This is a genomic window from Pseudoclavibacter endophyticus (assembly GCF_008831085.1).
GTDB lineage: Bacteria > Actinomycetota > Actinomycetes > Actinomycetales > Microbacteriaceae > Pseudoclavibacter > Pseudoclavibacter endophyticus.
In genome coordinates, this window is record NZ_WBJY01000001.1 from 1,280,909 (window position 1) to 1,297,273 (window position 16,365).

The following is a 16,365-nucleotide window of genomic DNA, read 5'->3' on the forward strand; positions in this document are numbered from 1 at the left end:
GCTCGATGGCAGCGAGCATCCGTGTCACCGGATCATGCGGCAGCTCCGAGATGCTGTTCGGCGATCTGCCGAGCGTTGTGCAGGCGATGGCGATCAGTATCGATTCCCTGATGGGCGATCGCTCCCTCGAGGAGGAGAAACACTTCGTCGGCGAGAGCTCGCGGATCCTCGAGGTGCGGGTAGTCGGTGTGGATCAGGTCGTAGACGCAGTGTTCCACCGCGCGCTTGTGTGCGGTGATCACCGCGTAAGCGGGATGGTCGTGGGGAAGTTCACCGGCCGCGTTGAGGAACCCGCAGCCGCGCCCGGACGGTGCCGCGTCCTCGGCGTACGAGTCGAAGAGCGCGAGGACACGCGGGGGAGGGGCCGCGTCGAGACGGCGCTGGAACCGGCTCCACCACGTGTGATGGCGCGCCCGAAGATAGACCGCCACGAGATTGTCCTTCGAGCCGAAGCGGTCGTAGAGGGTGCGTTTCGTCACGCCGGACTCGCGCGCGATCGTGTCGACCCCGACCGCGTGGATGCCGTGGCGATAGAAGAGCTGCGTCGCCGCATCCACGATGCGCCGGGCGCTCGGTGTCAATTCCGGTACGGCGAGGTCCTGCGACGGGTCCTCCAGCACGTGCCCTTCTTCGTCCTTGACCATACAGGTCAGTATACCTAGGCTCTCGATCAGGTTTACCGATCTGTGAAGTGAGGGTGTCGATGACGCAACAGTGGTCTCAATCCGAGTCGTCCGCAGTGCCTCACGGAGCGGAAGATGGTCGGCGATGGTGGCCGATCGCTGCTGTCACGGCCAGCGTGATCGCCTCCTGCTACGGCTTCGGCCGATACGCCTACGGCCTTTTCGCCCCCGACATCGCCGACCATTTCGCGATGAGCGCGACGGCGATCGGGGTGGTCGGCGGGGCATCGACCCTCGGCTATACCGTCGGGCTGCTGCTCGCTCCTCGGCTGACGGCGATGCTCAGTGCCCGGGCCGCTGTGGTCCTGGCGAGTGGGATCGCGTCCACGGGCCTGTCCCTCGCTGGCGTCTCCGGTGACTGGCTCCCCGTCTTCGTCATCGGGCTGCTGACCGCGGGCGTCGGGGCGGGACTGGTCTCTCCAGGCGTCGCCCAGCTCATCGCTCGCTCCGTCGCCACCGGGCCACGATCGCGCGCGCAGACCTGGGCGAACACGGGAACGAGTTTGGGCTTGGCGGTTTCGTCGTTCGCTCCGGCGCTGGTGTTCGGGTGGCAGGTGACCTGGCTGGGCTTCGGCGCGGCCGCCGCGCTCGTCACCGCGCTTGCGTGGCGAACGCTGCCTCGGGCTGCCGAGGGTGACGGGATCGGTCGTTCCGGTGAGGGATGGCGGAGGCCGGGTCTGACGCTGCTGCTGGTCAACTCCGTGCTGCTCGGGTTCACCAGCGCTCCGTATTGGAACTTCTCAGTGGATCAGGTTCAACGTGCGGGGGTCGACCCTGGTGTCTCAGGATGGTTCTGGCTCGTCATCGGGGTGGCGGGCCCGATAGGCGGAGTCGTGGGGGCGCTTGCAAAGCGCTTGACCTTGACGACCGTGAACGTGGCGACGTGGATGCTGTGGTCGGCAGCGATCGCGCTTCTCGCGGTGCCCGGCCTGAGCCTGCAGTTTGCGTTGATTTCGGCAGGTGCGTTCGGTGCAGCGTTCATGGGGCTGACCGGACTCTGCATCCTCTGGGCGGCGAAGCTCTACCCGGCTTCGCCTGCGCGCGGTGTCACCCTCTCGTTCCTCGCCCTGGGCGTCGGGCAGACGCTGGGATCCATCGCGACTGGCCTCTTCGCCGACCAGACCGGTCTGAGCACCGCGTTCGTCGTTGCGGCAGGGCTCGGCATGACGATGTGGGTCCAGGTCCATCCGAGGCTCCGTGTGCAGTGAGAACACGCGTGTACGGCGAGCGAATGCGACAGCATCGAACCAGAAAAGTCGGGTGGGAACCTCTTGCGCCGACGAGAGTGTTGCGTGAAGGGAGCGGCCATGATCGAGATCCTCAACCGCCTCGTCGACGAGATCGAGCGGCGGCTCGGCGACGAGATAAACGTCGAAGCGCTCGCGGCCTCGCTGGGAACGACGGGGTATCACGCTCGTCGAATGTTCTCGTCGCTGGCGGGCATGCCGGTGTCTGAGTACATCCGACGGCGGCGGATGACGGTCGCCGCGGCCGACGTGGTCGGCGACGAAGACCTGCTCGCCATCGCGGTGCGCTACGGGTACGGATCGACCGAGGCATTCGGTCGAGCATTCCACGCGGTGCACGGTGCGAGCCATGGTGACGTCCGGCGTGAAGGCGGCCCCCTTCGAACCCAACCAGTCCTCAGGTTCCACCTGACAGTCGAAGGGAGCGCCCCCATGGACGCCCGAATCATTGAACGGCCCGACTTCCGCCTGATCGGTCACGCTGCTCGCGTGCCGTTGATTTACGAGGGCGTGAATCCGCGCATCCGAGACCACGTCGCGGCGCTGCCCGCCGCCGAGCACGAGCGACTCAAGAAGCTCAGCGAAACGGAGCCGTCGGGCCTGTTGCAGGTGAGTGCTGATGTCGACCCTGATGCTGCCGAAGGCAGCGAGCTGACCTACCTGCACGGTGTCGCGGTCGGCGCACACACGGAGGGTCCCAGCGATCTCGACGTGATCGACGTCGCTGCGGGGGAGTGGGTCGTGTTTCGCACCTCCGGCCCGCATCCGTCCGCACTGCAGCGAGCGTACGCGGCCTCCGCGACCGAGTGGTTTCCGTCGAACCCCTGGCGTCTGCGCCCCGGCCCATCGATCATCTCGGTGCTCGAACGAGCGGACGACTTCAGCACGGCGACATGCGATCTGTGGATGCCGATCGAACGCGCCTGAGCACGAAGCGGGCGGCGTGCGGGCGACGGCCCAGCGAGTCACGGGCGCCGGGCGATGGCCAAGTAGCCGGCGAAGCCGATGAAGCTCACGCCCGCGATGCGATCCATGTGCCGGTGTCGGACCGTCCGCAGCCGCTCTCCTCCGAAGCGCAGGGCGCGACCGGCACCGATGTAGCCCAGGGCCACCAGGGCCTCCACGCCGATGTAGACCACGGCGAGCAGGGCCAAGGTGGCGACCGGCGCGTCGCGCGGCATGAATTGGGGCAGGAAGGATGCGAAGAGCAGGAGCGCCTTGGGGTTCGTCAAGGCGGTGATGAACTCGCGCCGGGCGGCGACACTCAACCGGTCGGCTGGGGCTGGTGAGGCACCATCGCGCCCTCGTCCGGCGTTCCGGAAGGTCGTCACGCCCAACCACACCAGGTAGGCGACGCCCGCCCAGCGGACGACCTCAAACGCGACCGCGGAGGTGGTTAACAGGGCACCGAGGCCCGCGACGGCGAAGACGACGAGGATCGCAAAGGCTGCGAAACGACCGGCCACCCCGACGAGGGCGTATCGGACTCCCACCAGCGCAGCGTTACGCAACCCCAGTATCTGGTTCGCGCCAGGGATCATCGCCATGAGCACTGCGGCGAGCAGGAATGCACCCCACGAGATCACGACGGGTGCCTCTCGAAGAGGTCGGCGGACGACGGGTGGCGCACGGCGACCAGCGTACTGGCGCCGGTCCATCGGTCGCCGTGGTGCGCGAACGCGCCGTGGACCCCGGTACGGCGACGTTCGAGCTGTGGGTGCGGATTGAACGCGGTTGGCAGGTGAGCCGCATCTCATCGGGCGGGCTCGACGGCGCCGCCCGACCATGCGGAGCATCGACCTCATCGGCAGGACTCGCGAATCGTCGCGCGGGGGATTGCGGTCCGTGCGGCCGTGGAGAATACTTAGCCACATGGCAAAGTATGCGGGCGAGCTCGATGACGTCTTCGCCGCGCTGGCCGACCCCACGCGTCGCCGCGTCGTCAGCGCACTCGGCGCAGCCGATGCGAGCGTCAGCGCTCTTGCGGCCGGCGCGTCGATGACGCTGCCGTCGTTCCTCAAGCACGTGCGCGCACTCGAGCGCAGCGGCATCATTCGCACGACCAAGGTGGGTCGCGTGCGCATGTGTTCGCTGCGCCGCGATCGGTTGACGGCGGCCGGTGACTGGCTCGACGAGCAGCAGCGCATCTGGGGTGAACGGACGGACCGTCTGGAAGCACTCGTGACTCGTATGGAGAAGGAGCCCTCATGAACCCCGAACTCGACCTCGTCATCGAGCGCGTCATTCGCGCCCCGCGCCGCACCATCTGGCGCGCCTGGACCACGCCGGAGCTCTTCGCCGAGTGGTGGATTCCGGAGCCCTACGCCTGCCGCATCGAATCGTTCGACCCCACGGCGGGCGGCGGTTTCGTCACGTCGATGAGCGAAGACGGGGTGAGCTTCGTCCCGCACATGGACGCCGCGTTTCTCGTCGTCGACGAAGCCGTACGCCTCGTCTTCACGAACGCCGTCGACAGCACGCTGCGCCCCGCGTCGCCGCAGCCGGTCGCCGTCACGGGGGAGGTGACGCTCGTCGACCACGCCGACGGCACCCTCTATCGAATCCTCGCGCGCCACGCGGATCCGGAAGCGCGGGCACGGCACGAGGAACTGGGACTCGTCGAGGGGTGGAGCGCCGTCACCGGCCAGTTAGCCGCACTCATCGAGGCTTGACTATCGTGGCGGGATGCAGCGAGACGACCCAGCGGACGTCACGGGCCGACCGAGGCGCCCGCCGCCGCTCGGGGGGCGCCGGCCGACCCGCGACGAGCTCGCCGCATTCGCAACCGCAGACCCCGACGCGATCGACGACGTCCTCCCAGCATCCGGGACGCCGCTGCGCCTGCTCATCGTCGGGATCAACCCGGGGCTGTGGACGGCGGCGGTCAACGCGCCATTCGCCCGGCCAGGCAACCGATTCTGGCCGTCACTGCACCGGGCGGGCCTGACCGACCGTGTCGTCGACGCGGCCGCGGGCCTGTCCGCGGATGACGAGGCGCAGCTGCTCGCCCGCGGCATCGGCATCACCAACCTCGTCGGGCGTGCGACGGTTCGCGCTGACGAGCTCTCGCGCGAGGAGCTTCGCGAAGGCGGCCGCGAGCTCGTCGAACGGCTCGCCGAGCTGCGCCCTCGCGTGGCGGCGATCGCGGGAATCACGGCGTTCCGCACGGCATTCGGGTGGCCGAAGGCGCGCCTCGGACGACAAGACACGTCCCTGATCCCGGGGTGGCCCGCCGATACCGCGCTCTGGGTCGTGCCCCAGCCGAGCGGGCTCAACGCGCACGAGACCATCGATTCGCTCGCCGAGCGGTGGCGTGAGGTGTGGGTGGCGGCGAGCTCATCCGACTGATGTGGCCCGACGGCGTCATTGCGCCATACCGCCAGCGATCTCGCCCGGCACGCTGCGACGCACAGGGCGAGCGTTTGTCGGACGCGAGTCCGATCGTCGCTTCCGCCCCCGATGTGTCGCTTAGCCCTGCGGGTCGCGCCGCGCCGCGAGCTGCTCGCGCACGATGTCGGCGTGGCCGGCATGCCGTGCGTACTCCTGGATGAGTTGCGCGTAGATGAAGCGGAGCGTGACGGGCTTGCCGCGCCACTCGTACTCCTCGTCGAGGTGGTGCGTCGCGGCGATTTCCCGCGAGCGCTCGCAAGCGTTTACGAACCCCTGACGAATCGTGTGGATGCTGTCGGCTGGCTCGAGGGCGAAACTCGCGTCGATCGTTGGTGCGAGCCCGAGCTCATCGCGGCCGGTGCCGGCGACGCGGTGCTCGAACCAGATCCGGTCGACCCACGTGGCGTGCTTGACGATGCCGAGCAGCGTGGTCAGCGACGTCACGAGACGTGCCCTGGCCTCGTCCTCGGTGACGTCGTCGAGGACCGCCGCGATCTGCTCGCGCTGGTGGTCGAGCATCCGTTCGAGAAGGTCCCGCTCCGACGCGGCCATGAAGAGCGACATGCGGCCAGAGTAGCGACGCGTGAGTCGGGCGAAGTGCGTACCACCCACGACGCGTCGCGGCGCCCGCCCCGGGGAGGGCGAGCGCCGCGCGTCGCGTGGAGGGTGTGGGGAGTGCTAGGCGGTCTGGCCTGCGTGCTTGCCCTCCCCGATCTCCTCCACCGTCTTGGCGTTGAAGGCCGGCAGGTCGTCGGGGGTCCGGCTGGAGACGAGCCCCTCGTCGACGACGACCTCCTCATCGACCCAGGTCGCGCCGGCGTTGACGAGATCGGTCTTGAGGCTGGGGAAGCTCGTGATCGTCCGGCCCTGCAGCACATCGGCGTCCGCGAGTATCCAGGCGCCGTGGCAGATGACCGAGACGGGCTTGTGATGCTCGAAGAATGCGCGCGCGAACGCGACCGAGTCGGCGTCCATGCGGAGCGTGTCGGCGTTGCCGACCCCGCCGGGCAGCACGAGCGCGTCGAAGTCGTCGCAGCTCGCCTCAGACGACGCGAGGTCGACCTGCTGCGAGTGCCCGTTCTTGCCCGTGATCGAGCCCTTGGCGGGCGAGACGAGCGTCGCCTGGGCGCCCGCGTCGGTCACGGCCTGCCACGGGCTGGTGAGCTCGCTGTCCTCGAAGTTGTCGGTGAGTAGGAATGCCACGCGCTTGCCGTCGAGTTCTGCCATGTTTCCTCCTTCGTTGGGTGTGTTCGGGCGCCGCGCTCCGCTGCGCCCATGGTCATCGCCCGCGAGCCACGTCGGGGCGGCTGCGGCCGTCTTCGGTTGCGGATACTAAAACGGTCGGCCACCCGTGACGGGGATGATCGCCCCCGAGACGTACGTGGCCTCATCGCTCGCAAGGTAGACGTAGGCGCCCGCGAGCTCGGCGGGCTGCCCGGCCCGGCCGAGGGGCGTTTCCTGACCGAAGTTCTCGACTTTGTCGTCGGGGAATCCGGTTGCGGGAATCAGCGGAGTCCAGATCGGACCAGGAGCGACCGCGTTGACGCGGATGTTCTTTGGCCCCAGCTCCGCGGCGAGCGCCTGCGTGAAGGCGACGAGGGCCGCCTTCGTCATCGCGTAGTCGAGGAGGCCGGGCGACGGATCCGACGCCTGGATCGACGTCGTGCTGATGATCGACGATCCTGCCGACATGTGTGGGACCGCCTCGCGGGCGAGCACCATAGTCGAGATCAGGTTCGTGCGGAACACCCGCTCGATGTTCTCAACCTTCAGGTCTTCGACGCCGTCACGCTGTTTCTGATGCGCCGCGTTGGGGATGAGGACGTCAAGGCCGCCGAGAGACTCGACGGTCTTCGCGACGGCGTCGATGCAGCCCTGTTCGGTGGTGAGGTCGAGGGCCATCGTGACGATTCTGCGGCCGGTCTCCTCGACGAGGCGCTTGGTCTCGTCGGCGTCCTCTTGCTCCTCGGGCAAGTGCACGATCGCGACGTCCGCGCCTTCGCGCGCGAACGCGAGGGCGACCGCGCGGCCGATGCCGGAGTCGCCGCCCGTGATGAGGGCTCGGCGGCCGGCGAGGCGGTCATGGCCGACCCACGAGTCTTCGCCGTGATCCGGCGTCGGGGTCATCGGCTCGGTGAGCCCGGGTTGTGTGGGCTGCTGCTGTGCTGGCAGTTCGGAAGGCGTGTCGGGCTGAGCGTTCATGCGTCGTTCCCTTCGACGTCTCGTGCGCGGCACGCGGAGCGAGGTTCGCGTACCGCAGGTCCTGTTCCCGCTCGATGCTACGAAGCGGACCTGGATGCTTGATGCCCGTCGACGGAGGCTTCGGTACCCGATCGCGCGGTGGCGGTTCGGCCCGCGGTGTAAAGAATTCTTGACAGCCGTCACGTGGCCTGCGTAGCATCCCAATGTCAAGAAAAGTTGACATCAGAGGGGGCGTCGTGGTCTATCAGGAACGAGTCGCGTGGTCGGGCCTCGTCTCGAGCATCATCGTCTTCGCGGTCTATGTGACGCTCGTGCTCGTCCAGGCAGACGGCGGCGACCTGACGGCGATCGATTGGTTGCCGCCCATGCTCTGGACGATTGGCGGCGGCATCGCGCTGAGCATCCTCGTCTCGGTCGCCTGGGGGATCGTCGCGAAAGCCCGCGATCCCGAGGCATCCACCGAGACCGATGTTCGCGACCGGGACATCGGCGTCATGGGCGGGCGCGTCGAGCACGTGGTCCTCGTCATCGCCGGCCTCGGCGTCATCGTGCTCTGCGCGCTCGGCGCTGAGCTCTTCTGGATCGCGAATGCGATGTTCGCTGGGTTCGCGATCTCTGCATTCCTGGGCGGCATCGCTCGCGTGCTCGCCTACCGCTTCGGCCTCGTCTGATGGCCAAACCCACCCGCGTCACCAACACCATCCGCGCCCAGCGTGAGCAGGCAGGGGTCACCCAGGCCGAGCTCGCCCGACGCGTCGGCGTGACACGCCAGACGCTTATCGCGATCGAGCAGGGCAAGTACTCGCCTTCACTCGAGCTCGCGTTCCTCATCGCCCGCGCGTTCGGCGTGGGGCTCGACGACCTCTTCGACTATCCGGAGGAATGACATGTCCACCCCAGAACCCGCGACCTCGCTCCCCGAAGCGCCCGCCATCCCGGCGACGATGCGCGCTTGGTCGCGCCGCGACTACGGCCCGGCCGACGGCACGACTGCCACCGATATCCCCGTGCCGACCCCAAGAAAGAACGAGGTGCTGCTGCGCATCCGCGCGACCGCGATCAACGCCGGCGATGTGCGGATTCTGCTGGGCGATCCGCTGCTCGTGCGCGCCGCGTTCGGCCTGCGTCGTCCGAAGCAGCCCGTACGCGGCATGGACGTCGCCGGAACCGTCGTTGCCGTCGGGCCCGGGGTCATCGACGCCCGTGTCGGCGACGAGGTCGTCGGCGAGCTGCCCGGCGGGGGCGGCCTCGCAACGTACGCCGTCGCACCGGTGGATCGGCTCGTCGCCCGGCCCTCGACGCTGGACCCCGTCGTCGCGACGACGCTGCCGATCGCGGCCGGTACGGCGCACCAGGCGCTCAGCGCCGGTGGTCTCGGCGCCCCCGAGTTGGCCGGGAAGCGAGTGCTGGTGCTCGGAGCCTCGGGTGGCGTCGGCACGTTCGCGGTGCAGCTCGCCGTGCTGCGGGGCGCCGAGGTGTGGGCGAGCTGCGGCGAGCCCAATCGGCAGCTCGTCGGGGAGCTCGGAGCGGCGCGAACGTTCGACTATCGCGCGACACGCGTCGATGAGTTGCCGCGCGATCACTTCGACGCGGTCATCGACATCGCGGGAGGCGATCGCATCGGCGCATTGCAGCGCCTGCTCGTCGTGGGCGGTGCGCTCGTGCAGGTGACGGGAAACGGTGGCCCGGTGTTCGGCCCGATTCCCCGGATGCTCTCGGCCCTTGTGCATTCGATCGGCAGCTCGCGGCGCATCCCGTTCTTCGCCGCCGCGCCGAAGCGAGACGTGCTCGCCGAGCTCGTCGGTCTCGTTGCGGACCGCCGCATCGCGCCGGTGATCGAGGCCGTCTATGACTTCGACGAGACGGTCGCCGCGCTCGAGCATGTCGAGGCGGGGCACACGGTGGGCAAGGTCGTGGTGCGCGGCGAGCCAGCGCCGGGCGCCTGACCGAGCGCGGCCAGCGGCCTGAACGCGGCGAGTCGCACGCGGCGGCACGCCGCACGCCGACGATTCCGCCTGGCGCCTAGGAGCCGGCGCCCTCGCTGCGGACGGGTCCCTCGGCACGGTAATACCGCACCTCGAACATGCGGGCGCCGGTGTCCGAGCGCCAGGGGCCGTGCGGCATCCCGGGCGGGCGAACGGCGTGACAGGGGGCCGTAAACGTCTCGCCGAGGGTCAGGTCGGTGAACGAGCCCTCGAAGATGAACACCTCTTCCCAGCACTCGTGACGCTGAACGCCCATCGCCGACGAGTCCGTGCCGGGCTCGAACCTGAGGATGCGCGTGACGACGTCGTGCTGGGGGTCGTGCGCGAGGATCGCCTGACTGAGCCCCGGGACGCCGGGGATCGGCTCGTAGGTCGGGTCGATGAGCGACGTGAACTCGATCTCGGGCTTCATGCGGGTGTCTCCTCGGTGATTGCGGTGGCTGGGACGGCAGGGGAGGTTTCGGTCGGCGTGCTCGGCAGGGGAATGGTCGCGAGGAAGGCGTCCAGGTCGGGGTCGAGGTCGTCGTAGCCGAAGTTGCCGAGCGTGTACACGCTCCGCACCATGGCCGGCGCGCCCGCGTAGAAGGTCTCGTACTGCTGGTGGCGGCCCGCGAACTCGGTTCCGATCATGTCCCACGCGAGCTTGTACAGTCGCACGCGTTCGACGGTGTCGGCGCCGGGCGAGACGATGTAGCGCAGCAGGTCGGGGCCCGACTGTGGATGCTCGAGATCGGCGATCGTCGCCGGAGGCTGCGTCACGTTCGAGCCTGCGAGCTCGCGCAGGATCGACATGACGCGCGGGTACAGCTCGGACTGCAGGCCCATGACGCCGTACAGCGCCCGCTTGCCGGGCACCAGCATGCCGGCAGCATCCGGCTCTGCCGTCGCTTCTGCGGCCGTGACGGCCGAATCGACGATCGATACGAGCGAGGCGAGCTCACCGAGCTTGCCGCGCACACCCGGGTCCTTGTCGGCTCCGGAGACCTTGGTGATGCGACGCGCGACTGAGGCGATGAACCGCAGCTTCGTGAGGAAGCGGATCTGCGCCTGCCAGTTGCCGAGGCGGTGCGCCCCCGTCGCGAAGAACTGCGCGCGCACAGTCTCGAGGTCCCGGTAGGCGAACACGCGCTCCCATGGGATGAACACGTCGTCGAACACGAGCACCGCGTCGGGCTCGTCGAAGCGACTGGTGAGGGGCTGATCGAATCCGCTCGCCGCCTGCGGCGCGAGGGGCCGGCGGTGGTACATCGTCAGACCGGCTGCGGCGGCGGGCAGCGCGAAGCTCAGCGCGAAGTCCTCGGCGCCCTCCTTGAGCGGCTGGATGCACGAAACGAAGATCTCGTCGGCGATTGCGGCGCCCGTCGCGAGGAACTGCGAACCGCGCACGACAATGCCGTCCTCGCGCTCGTCGACGACGCCGACCTGTACGAAGACCTTGTCTTCGGGATCGCTGCCCGGCACCGTCTGCACCTTCGGCGGAATGATCGCGTAGGCGAGGTAGAGGTCCTCGTCGATGAGCCGACGCGTATACGCGCGAACTGCGTCGGAGCAGTCGCGGACGCCGGCGGCGAACGTTTCGGGGTGCGCGGAGAACGCGGCAAGGAATGAGCCCACGTGGTCGGGGCTCCGCCCGGTCCAACCGTGACTCACGCGCGCCCACGTCTCGTGTGCCGCGCGTCGCAGGCGTAGGTCGTCCGGCGTCCGGGGGGCGAGCCAGATCCGGTTGGCGGGTCTGCCCGTCTCGGGGTCGGCCGTCTGCATGCCAGAGGCTGGGTCGGCCGCGACGTCATACATGGTGGCGATCGTCTCGACGACGCCCGCGAACGCAGGGTGGTGAGCGACATCGCTGACGACCTCGCCGTCGAACACGACGCGGCGGCCGTCGTCGAGGCTCGCACGGTACTCGGCTCCGGTGCGCATGATCAGTCCTCCGTGATCTCGTAGGTGTGGGTGATGGCGCGGCCGTCGGGCAGCGTGAGCGAGACCGTCCAGCTGGTGCCGTATACGAACCCGCCGTCGAGGAGGGGAACGGTGCCGCCGAACACGACCGCGTCCTCCCCGGGGGCGACCGCGCCGCGCTCGGCGAGGATGCCGAACAGGTTCGTGGGCGTGCGCAGGCTGTCGAGCCGGCCGGCCTGATACTCGCGGCCGTCGACCTGGCAGCCGATGCTGCAGGCATCCCAATCGAACGTGTCGAGATCGATCTCGACGAACTGAGCACCGACGGGCTTCGGGCACGCGAGTTTCGACCGCAGTACGTCCTCGGCTTCGAGTACGCGGTCGGTGTGGTCCGAGCCGACGCCGAGGAAGTGCCTGCCGCCGGATCGGACGAGCACGGGCTCGACCTCGCCCGACGACGTGGCCGACGACGACACGCGTGGCGATGCCGTCAGGAGCCCTGGCGACATGCGGTACACCATCGGCACCTCGGGCGGCGGGGCGACACCGATCGCTTCGAGCTCGTCGATGTGCTCCTGCACGGCGACCGCGTTGCGCGCGGCGTAGCCGATCACGAGGCAGGTCGTCGTCGCCGGATCGACGAGATCGTCGATGGTGGTCAGGGCGGATGCGGTGGTCACGGGGCGTTGGCCTCTCTCGCTGGTTGGTTGCGGTCGGCGCTCGACAGCGCGGCGTAGTCGCGGATTCGGTCGCGCAGTACCGGGAATTCGTTGCGGGTCTCGGTGACGACGGTGGGGTCGACGTCGACGACGAGCCATTCCTCTGCAGTACCCGCCTCGCCAAGCACGCGTCCCCACGGATCGACGACGCGGCTGTGCCCGCCCGCCTCGACGCCGCCGTGCGTGCCCGTCGCGTTGCACGCGACGACGATCACCTGATTGTCGACCGCTCTCGCGCCCGTCAGCAGGCGCCAGTGCTCCGAGCGGGCGAGGGGCCAGGCCGCGGGGACGACGACGAGCTCGGCGCCGATGCCGACCAGTTCGTCCCAGAGCGGCGGGAACCGAAGGTCGTAGCAGGTGACGCCGGTCGTGGGGCCGAACGGCGTTTGGGCGACGGAGACGGCGTCGCCTGGCTCGAGCAGTTCCGCCTCGAGTGATCGATAGCCGAAAACGTGCACTTTGCTGTACTGCTGCGCCACCGCCCCGTCTGGGGCGACGAGGGCGGCGGTGTTGCGCAGGGCGCCCGACGGGCGGCGCTCGACGAAGCTGCCGGCATGCACCCAGCATCCGCGCTCACGAGCGACCTGGGCCGCAACGGCGAGAGTGGGGGAGTCTGCGGGCGACTCGGCGAGTTCGGCGTAGCGGTCGAAGTGGAAGTACCCGGCCGACCACAGCTCGGGAAGCACGATGAGGTCGAGCGCGTCAGGGTGCGCGAGCAGGCGATCTCGGACGCGTCGGCGGCGGTCTGCGGGCGACTCGTCGTCTGGACTGCTGACCTGCAAGAGGCCGATCTTCACGGTGACTCGCTTTCGTCGGAATGGCGGTGGTTGGCTGGGTCGGTGGGTCCGGGCGTCAGTCGGTTCTGGTCGCGAGGCCGGGATGCGGGCCCGTCGCTCCCGACCGGATCGCCGCGATCGTCGAGCCGAGGTGCGTGCGCACCGCCGTGACAGCGGCATCCACATCGCCCGCGTCGATCGCCGTGGCGATCGCGAGGTGCTCGTCGATGACGCTCGCCGTGCGGTTCTCGCGGATCATGACCGCCCAGACGCCGAGTCGGAGCTGGCGGTTGCGGAGCGACCGGTACAGGTCGGCCAGGATCGGGTTGCGGCCCGCGCCGACGATGTGGCCGTGGAACTTCAAATCGAGGGAGTTGAACGCCACGGGGTCGTCGGTGAGGGCGCGCTGTTCGTCGATCAGCTCGAACAGCGGCCCGCAGTCGCTGCGGAGCTCGGTCGCCCGCTCGACGGCCCAGTCCTCGATGAGTCCGCGCGCCTCGAAGATCGAGTCGATGTCGCGTTGTGACATCGCGGGCACATAGGTGCCGCGGTAGGGGACCCGCCGGATGAGGCCGTCGACCTCCAGCCGCAGGAGCGCCTCGCGGATAGGTGTTCGTGATACTTGGGCCTGTTCCGCGAGCTGCTTCTCGTTGAGGAAGGCGTCCTCGTCCCAGGGGAGGGCCGCGACGTAGCGCAGCACCCAGTCGTAGGCGGTGTCGGCGGCGGTCGTGCCGGCGGTCTCGGCGCTCATGTCGGCGCTCCTTTCGAGATCGGTCGCGGGGGCGAGGGTCGGCGCCCCCGCGACCGAATGTATGCCCACGATGTGCATGCGGTATGCAGACCGTCGCTCGCTAGTGCCTCGTCACGAGCTCGTCGTCGCGTCCGCTGAGCTTGACCTTCCGGGTCTCTCGGACCAGCAGGACGCTCACCAGGGAGATGACGCCCATGCCGGCCAGATAGAACCCGATCGAGGTGCCGGTGCCCGTGGCCTGGTAGAGCGAAAGTGCGATGATCGGCGAGATGGCGCCCGCGAGGATCGAAGCGGTGTTGTAGGCGACGGACGTGCCGGTGTATCTGACTTCGGTCGGGAACAGCTCGGAATAGAAGGCGCCGATGGCGGAGCTGAAGCCGGCGAAGATGATGAGCCCGCCGACGGCGGCAACGGTGATAGAAAACGGGTCGCCGCGGTCGAGCAGCGCGAAGAACGCGAAGCCCCACGGGATCGTCAGGATCGATGAGACGAGGAGGAGCGGTTTGCGCCCGACGCGGTCGGAGAGCATCGCCAGGAGGGGGATGAGCACGATCGCGACCACCTGGCCGATCATGACGGCGTTCAGCGCGAACTGGCGGTCGGAGCCGACCATGTCGGTGACGTAGGTGAGGATGAACACGGTGTACAGGTAGTACCCGGCGTTCTCGCCCATGCGCGTTCCGGCCGCGAGCAGGATCTCTTTCCAGTTCGACTTCAGCGCCGTCACGAGGGGCAGCTTGGCAGCCGTCTTCGGCGCGAGCTTCTCGGCGGCCATGCGCTGCTCGAACACCGGCGTCTCTTCGACGACCAGGCGCATGACGAGACCGACGATGACGAGTATGGCCGACAGGCCGAAGGCGATGCGCCAGCCGTAGTCGAGGAATGCCTCGTTGCTCATCGACGCGGACAGCAGGCTCATGACGCCCGCGGAGAGGAGGCTGCCGACCGACGGGCCGAGGTTCGGCAATGACGACCAGAAACCGCGCCTGTTGCCGTCGTCGGCGTGTTCGCTGACGAGAAGGATCGAGCCGGCCCACTCGCCGCCGAGCGCAAAGCCCTGCACGATCCGCAGGACGAGCAGGAGCACGGGAGCCGCGACACCGATGGCGGCGTAGCTCGGGACGAGGGCGATGAGGAAGGTGGCGATCCCCATGAGGATGAGGCTCCACACGAGCGTGGTTTTGCGGCCCTTCCGGTCGCCGAGGTGTCCGAGCACGACCGCGCCGAGAGGGCGGGCCACGAACCCGACCGCGAAAGTGCCGAGCGAGAGCAGGGTCGCGACGAACGGGTCTCCTGCCGGGTAGAAGAGCTGATTGAACACGAGGGTTGCGGCCGTGCCGTAGAGGAAGAAGTCGTACCACTCGATGGCGGTGCCGATGAGGCTCGACCCGGCGACAAGGCGCATGCGCGATTTGGCCTTCGGTGGCGCAGATGCTGCTGGTGCGATGGACATGTTGTTGTGACCGTTGCCTTCCTGTCGGGATCAGACACCGCGCCCCGTTGGGCGGTGCACTGAAGGTATTACGGCGGTATACAACCTGTCTACAGCGTAAAGCATGTTTCACACGCGCGTGATCCGCACGTAACACGGGCGCGGGGAATGTTTCCGCCCCGGCGTTGTTTCTATGCACATGCACGCATTCGGCTTCCTCAGTTTCGGTCACTACGGCCCGGGCGGGCGGGTTCCCGGCCCCGATGCCCGACAGGCGCTGCACGACGCGATCGACATCGCGCGCGGCGCTGACGAGCTCGGGGTGAACGGCGCCTACTTCCGCGTGCATCACTTCGCGCGTCAGCATTCCTCGCCGATGCCTCTGCTGTCGGCAATCGCGGCGACGACGAAGCGCATCGAGGTCGGCACCGGCGTGATCGACATGCGCTACGAGAATCCCCTCTACCTCGCCGAGGAGGCGGCGGCGCTCGACCTCATCGCCGACGGCCGGGTCGCGCTCGGCGTGAGCCGCGGCTCGCCCGAGCCGGCCGATCGCGGGTGGGAGGCCTTCGGGTACGAGGGCGCGCAGGATCCTCGAGGGGCCGACCTCGCACGCGAGCACTTCGACCGCTTCATGGCCGCAATCCGCGGGGGCGGGGTCGTCGATGCGGCACCCGGCCAGTTCGGGGCGGGGGCGCGCCTGCCGATCGAGCCGCATTCGCCCGGCCTCGCCGATCGCATCTGGTGGGGTGCCGGCTCCCGCGCCACCGCTGAGTGGGTCGGCGAGCAGGGGGTGAACCTCATGAGCTCGACCCTGCTCACCGAAGCGACGGGCGACGCATTCGGCGACCTGCAGGCCGAGCAGATCGAGCGATACCGGGCCGCGTACGCCGCCGCGGGCCACACCGGCACGCCCCGTGTCTCCGTGAGCCGCAGCGTGTTTCCCGTCGTCACTGCCGACGACCAGGTGTTCTACCAGCTGCGGGCGGGCGGCGCACGCGACCAGATCGGCATCATCGACGGGTACGAGTCGACCTTCGGCCGCACCTACGTCGGCGAACCGGATGCGCTCATCGGCGCCCTGAGAAACGACGCGGCGGTCATGTCGGCCGACACGCTCAAGCTCACGATCCCCTCACAGCTGGGGGTCGACGCGAACCTGAGTATCCTCGGGAACTTTGCAACGCACGTCGCACCCGCGCTTGGATGGAAGCCGAACACCGAGGGGCCCGTGCGCGGCGTGAGCGCCGCAGCGGTGACGTCGCCGGCGTGATCCCCGAC

Annotated in this window: 20 protein-coding genes; 9 read left to right on the plus strand and 11 right to left on the minus strand. The window is 68.8% G+C overall.

The genetic code is table 11. The features are described 5' to 3' along the window. Positions 1 to 32 precede the first annotated feature (32 nt). Complete coding sequence (locus tag F8O04_RS05680) at positions 33 to 644, minus strand: TetR/AcrR family transcriptional regulator (protein WP_158028312.1); 612 nt, start codon at positions 642 to 644, stop codon at positions 33 to 35. Between the two features lie 155 nt (positions 645 to 799). Here F8O04_RS05680 and F8O04_RS05685 point away from each other — a divergent pair, with 155 nt between their 5' ends. Continuing rightward, on the plus strand, positions 800 to 1,891 hold the full coding sequence (locus tag F8O04_RS05685) for a YbfB/YjiJ family MFS transporter (protein ID WP_225734888.1): 1,092 nt from the start codon (positions 800 to 802) through the stop codon (positions 1,889 to 1,891). Between the two features lie 99 nt (positions 1,892 to 1,990). Continuing rightward, positions 1,991 to 2,857, plus strand: coding sequence for an AraC family transcriptional regulator (locus tag F8O04_RS05690; protein WP_158028314.1), 867 nt, complete (start codon positions 1,991 to 1,993; stop codon positions 2,855 to 2,857). 38 nt (positions 2,858 to 2,895) lie between these two features. On the opposite strand, the gene F8O04_RS05695 is transcribed toward F8O04_RS05690, so the two are convergent. Then, entirely contained in the window at positions 2,896 to 3,477 is a 582-nt protein-coding gene (locus tag F8O04_RS05695; RefSeq protein WP_229741735.1) for a LysE family translocator, read from the minus strand. A gap of 325 nt (positions 3,478 to 3,802) precedes the next feature. Here F8O04_RS05695 and F8O04_RS05700 point away from each other — a divergent pair, with 325 nt between their 5' ends. Genes F8O04_RS05700 through F8O04_RS05710 form a run of 3 tightly spaced genes read left to right on the plus strand, consistent with a single transcriptional unit; the run spans position 3,803 to position 5,278 of the window. After that, complete coding sequence (locus F8O04_RS05700; RefSeq protein WP_158028316.1) at positions 3,803 to 4,141, plus strand: ArsR/SmtB family transcription factor; 339 nt, start codon at positions 3,803 to 3,805, stop codon at positions 4,139 to 4,141. Continuing rightward, complete coding sequence (locus F8O04_RS05705; RefSeq protein WP_158028317.1) at positions 4,138 to 4,602, plus strand: SRPBCC domain-containing protein; 465 nt, start codon at positions 4,138 to 4,140, stop codon at positions 4,600 to 4,602. The genes F8O04_RS05700 and F8O04_RS05705 overlap by 4 nt, the downstream gene beginning before the upstream one ends. A 13-nt stretch (positions 4,603 to 4,615) precedes the next feature. Beyond that, positions 4,616 to 5,278 (plus strand): mismatch-specific DNA-glycosylase, encoded by a 663-nt coding sequence (locus tag F8O04_RS05710; RefSeq protein ID WP_158028318.1) that lies wholly within the window; start codon positions 4,616 to 4,618, stop codon positions 5,276 to 5,278. 120 nt (positions 5,279 to 5,398) lie between these two features. On the opposite strand, the gene F8O04_RS05715 is transcribed toward F8O04_RS05710, so the two are convergent. The 3 genes from F8O04_RS05715 to F8O04_RS05725 form a co-directional block, all read right to left on the minus strand. Continuing rightward, complete coding sequence (locus F8O04_RS05715; RefSeq protein ID WP_225734889.1) at positions 5,399 to 5,884, minus strand: DinB family protein; 486 nt, start codon at positions 5,882 to 5,884, stop codon at positions 5,399 to 5,401. 114 nt (positions 5,885 to 5,998) lie between these two features. Next, positions 5,999 to 6,547 (minus strand): type 1 glutamine amidotransferase domain-containing protein, encoded by a 549-nt coding sequence (locus F8O04_RS05720; protein WP_158028319.1) that lies wholly within the window; start codon positions 6,545 to 6,547, stop codon positions 5,999 to 6,001. 105 nt (positions 6,548 to 6,652) lie between these two features. Continuing rightward, on the minus strand, positions 6,653 to 7,522 hold the full coding sequence (locus F8O04_RS05725; protein WP_158028320.1) for an SDR family oxidoreductase: 870 nt from the start codon (positions 7,520 to 7,522) through the stop codon (positions 6,653 to 6,655). Between the two features lie 203 nt (positions 7,523 to 7,725). Here F8O04_RS05725 and F8O04_RS05730 point away from each other — a divergent pair, with 203 nt between their 5' ends. From F8O04_RS05730 to F8O04_RS05740, 3 genes are read left to right on the plus strand one after another with little or no spacing between them, the layout of a single operon-like run. Further along, positions 7,726 to 8,193 (plus strand): hypothetical protein, encoded by a 468-nt coding sequence (locus F8O04_RS05730; protein WP_225734890.1) that lies wholly within the window; start codon positions 7,726 to 7,728, stop codon positions 8,191 to 8,193. After that, positions 8,193 to 8,408, plus strand: coding sequence for a helix-turn-helix transcriptional regulator (locus F8O04_RS05735; RefSeq protein WP_158028321.1), 216 nt, complete (start codon positions 8,193 to 8,195; stop codon positions 8,406 to 8,408). The genes F8O04_RS05730 and F8O04_RS05735 overlap by 1 nt, the downstream gene beginning before the upstream one ends. Before the next feature lies 1 nt (position 8,409). Then, positions 8,410 to 9,468, plus strand: a complete 1,059-nt coding sequence (locus F8O04_RS05740; protein WP_158028322.1) for an NAD(P)-dependent alcohol dehydrogenase — start codon at positions 8,410 to 8,412, stop codon at positions 9,466 to 9,468. Positions 9,469 to 9,544: 76 nt separating this feature from the next. Here F8O04_RS05740 and F8O04_RS05745 read toward each other — a convergent pair whose 3' ends face one another. From F8O04_RS05745 to F8O04_RS05770, 6 genes are all read right to left on the minus strand, one after another. Further along, on the minus strand, positions 9,545 to 9,919 hold the full coding sequence (locus F8O04_RS05745) for a cupin domain-containing protein (protein WP_158028323.1): 375 nt from the start codon (positions 9,917 to 9,919) through the stop codon (positions 9,545 to 9,547). Next, positions 9,916 to 11,427, minus strand: coding sequence for a 4-hydroxyphenylacetate 3-hydroxylase family protein (locus F8O04_RS05750; RefSeq protein ID WP_158028324.1), 1,512 nt, complete (start codon positions 11,425 to 11,427; stop codon positions 9,916 to 9,918). The genes F8O04_RS05745 and F8O04_RS05750 overlap by 4 nt, the downstream gene beginning before the upstream one ends. 2 nt (positions 11,428 to 11,429) lie before the next feature. Continuing rightward, positions 11,430 to 12,086 carry a DUF2848 family protein gene (locus tag F8O04_RS05755; protein WP_188726250.1) on the minus strand — a complete coding sequence of 219 codons (657 nt, stop codon included), beginning with the start codon at positions 12,084 to 12,086 and terminating at the stop codon, positions 11,430 to 11,432. After that, positions 12,083 to 12,922 carry a nitrilase-related carbon-nitrogen hydrolase gene (locus tag F8O04_RS05760; RefSeq protein ID WP_158028326.1) on the minus strand — a complete coding sequence of 280 codons (840 nt, stop codon included), beginning with the start codon at positions 12,920 to 12,922 and terminating at the stop codon, positions 12,083 to 12,085. The genes F8O04_RS05755 and F8O04_RS05760 overlap by 4 nt, the downstream gene beginning before the upstream one ends. Before the next feature lie 55 nt (positions 12,923 to 12,977). Beyond that, positions 12,978 to 13,652, minus strand: a complete 675-nt coding sequence (locus F8O04_RS05765) for a GntR family transcriptional regulator (protein WP_188726249.1) — start codon at positions 13,650 to 13,652, stop codon at positions 12,978 to 12,980. A gap of 100 nt (positions 13,653 to 13,752) precedes the next feature. Beyond that, a complete protein-coding gene (locus F8O04_RS05770; RefSeq protein ID WP_158028328.1) occupies positions 13,753 to 15,105 on the minus strand; it encodes an MFS transporter in 1,353 nt (450 codons plus the stop codon). Between the two features lie 178 nt (positions 15,106 to 15,283). Here F8O04_RS05770 and F8O04_RS05775 point away from each other — a divergent pair, with 178 nt between their 5' ends. Next, a complete protein-coding gene (locus F8O04_RS05775) occupies positions 15,284 to 16,357 on the plus strand; it encodes an LLM class flavin-dependent oxidoreductase (protein ID WP_158029126.1) in 1,074 nt (357 codons plus the stop codon). Positions 16,358 to 16,365 lie beyond the last annotated feature (8 nt).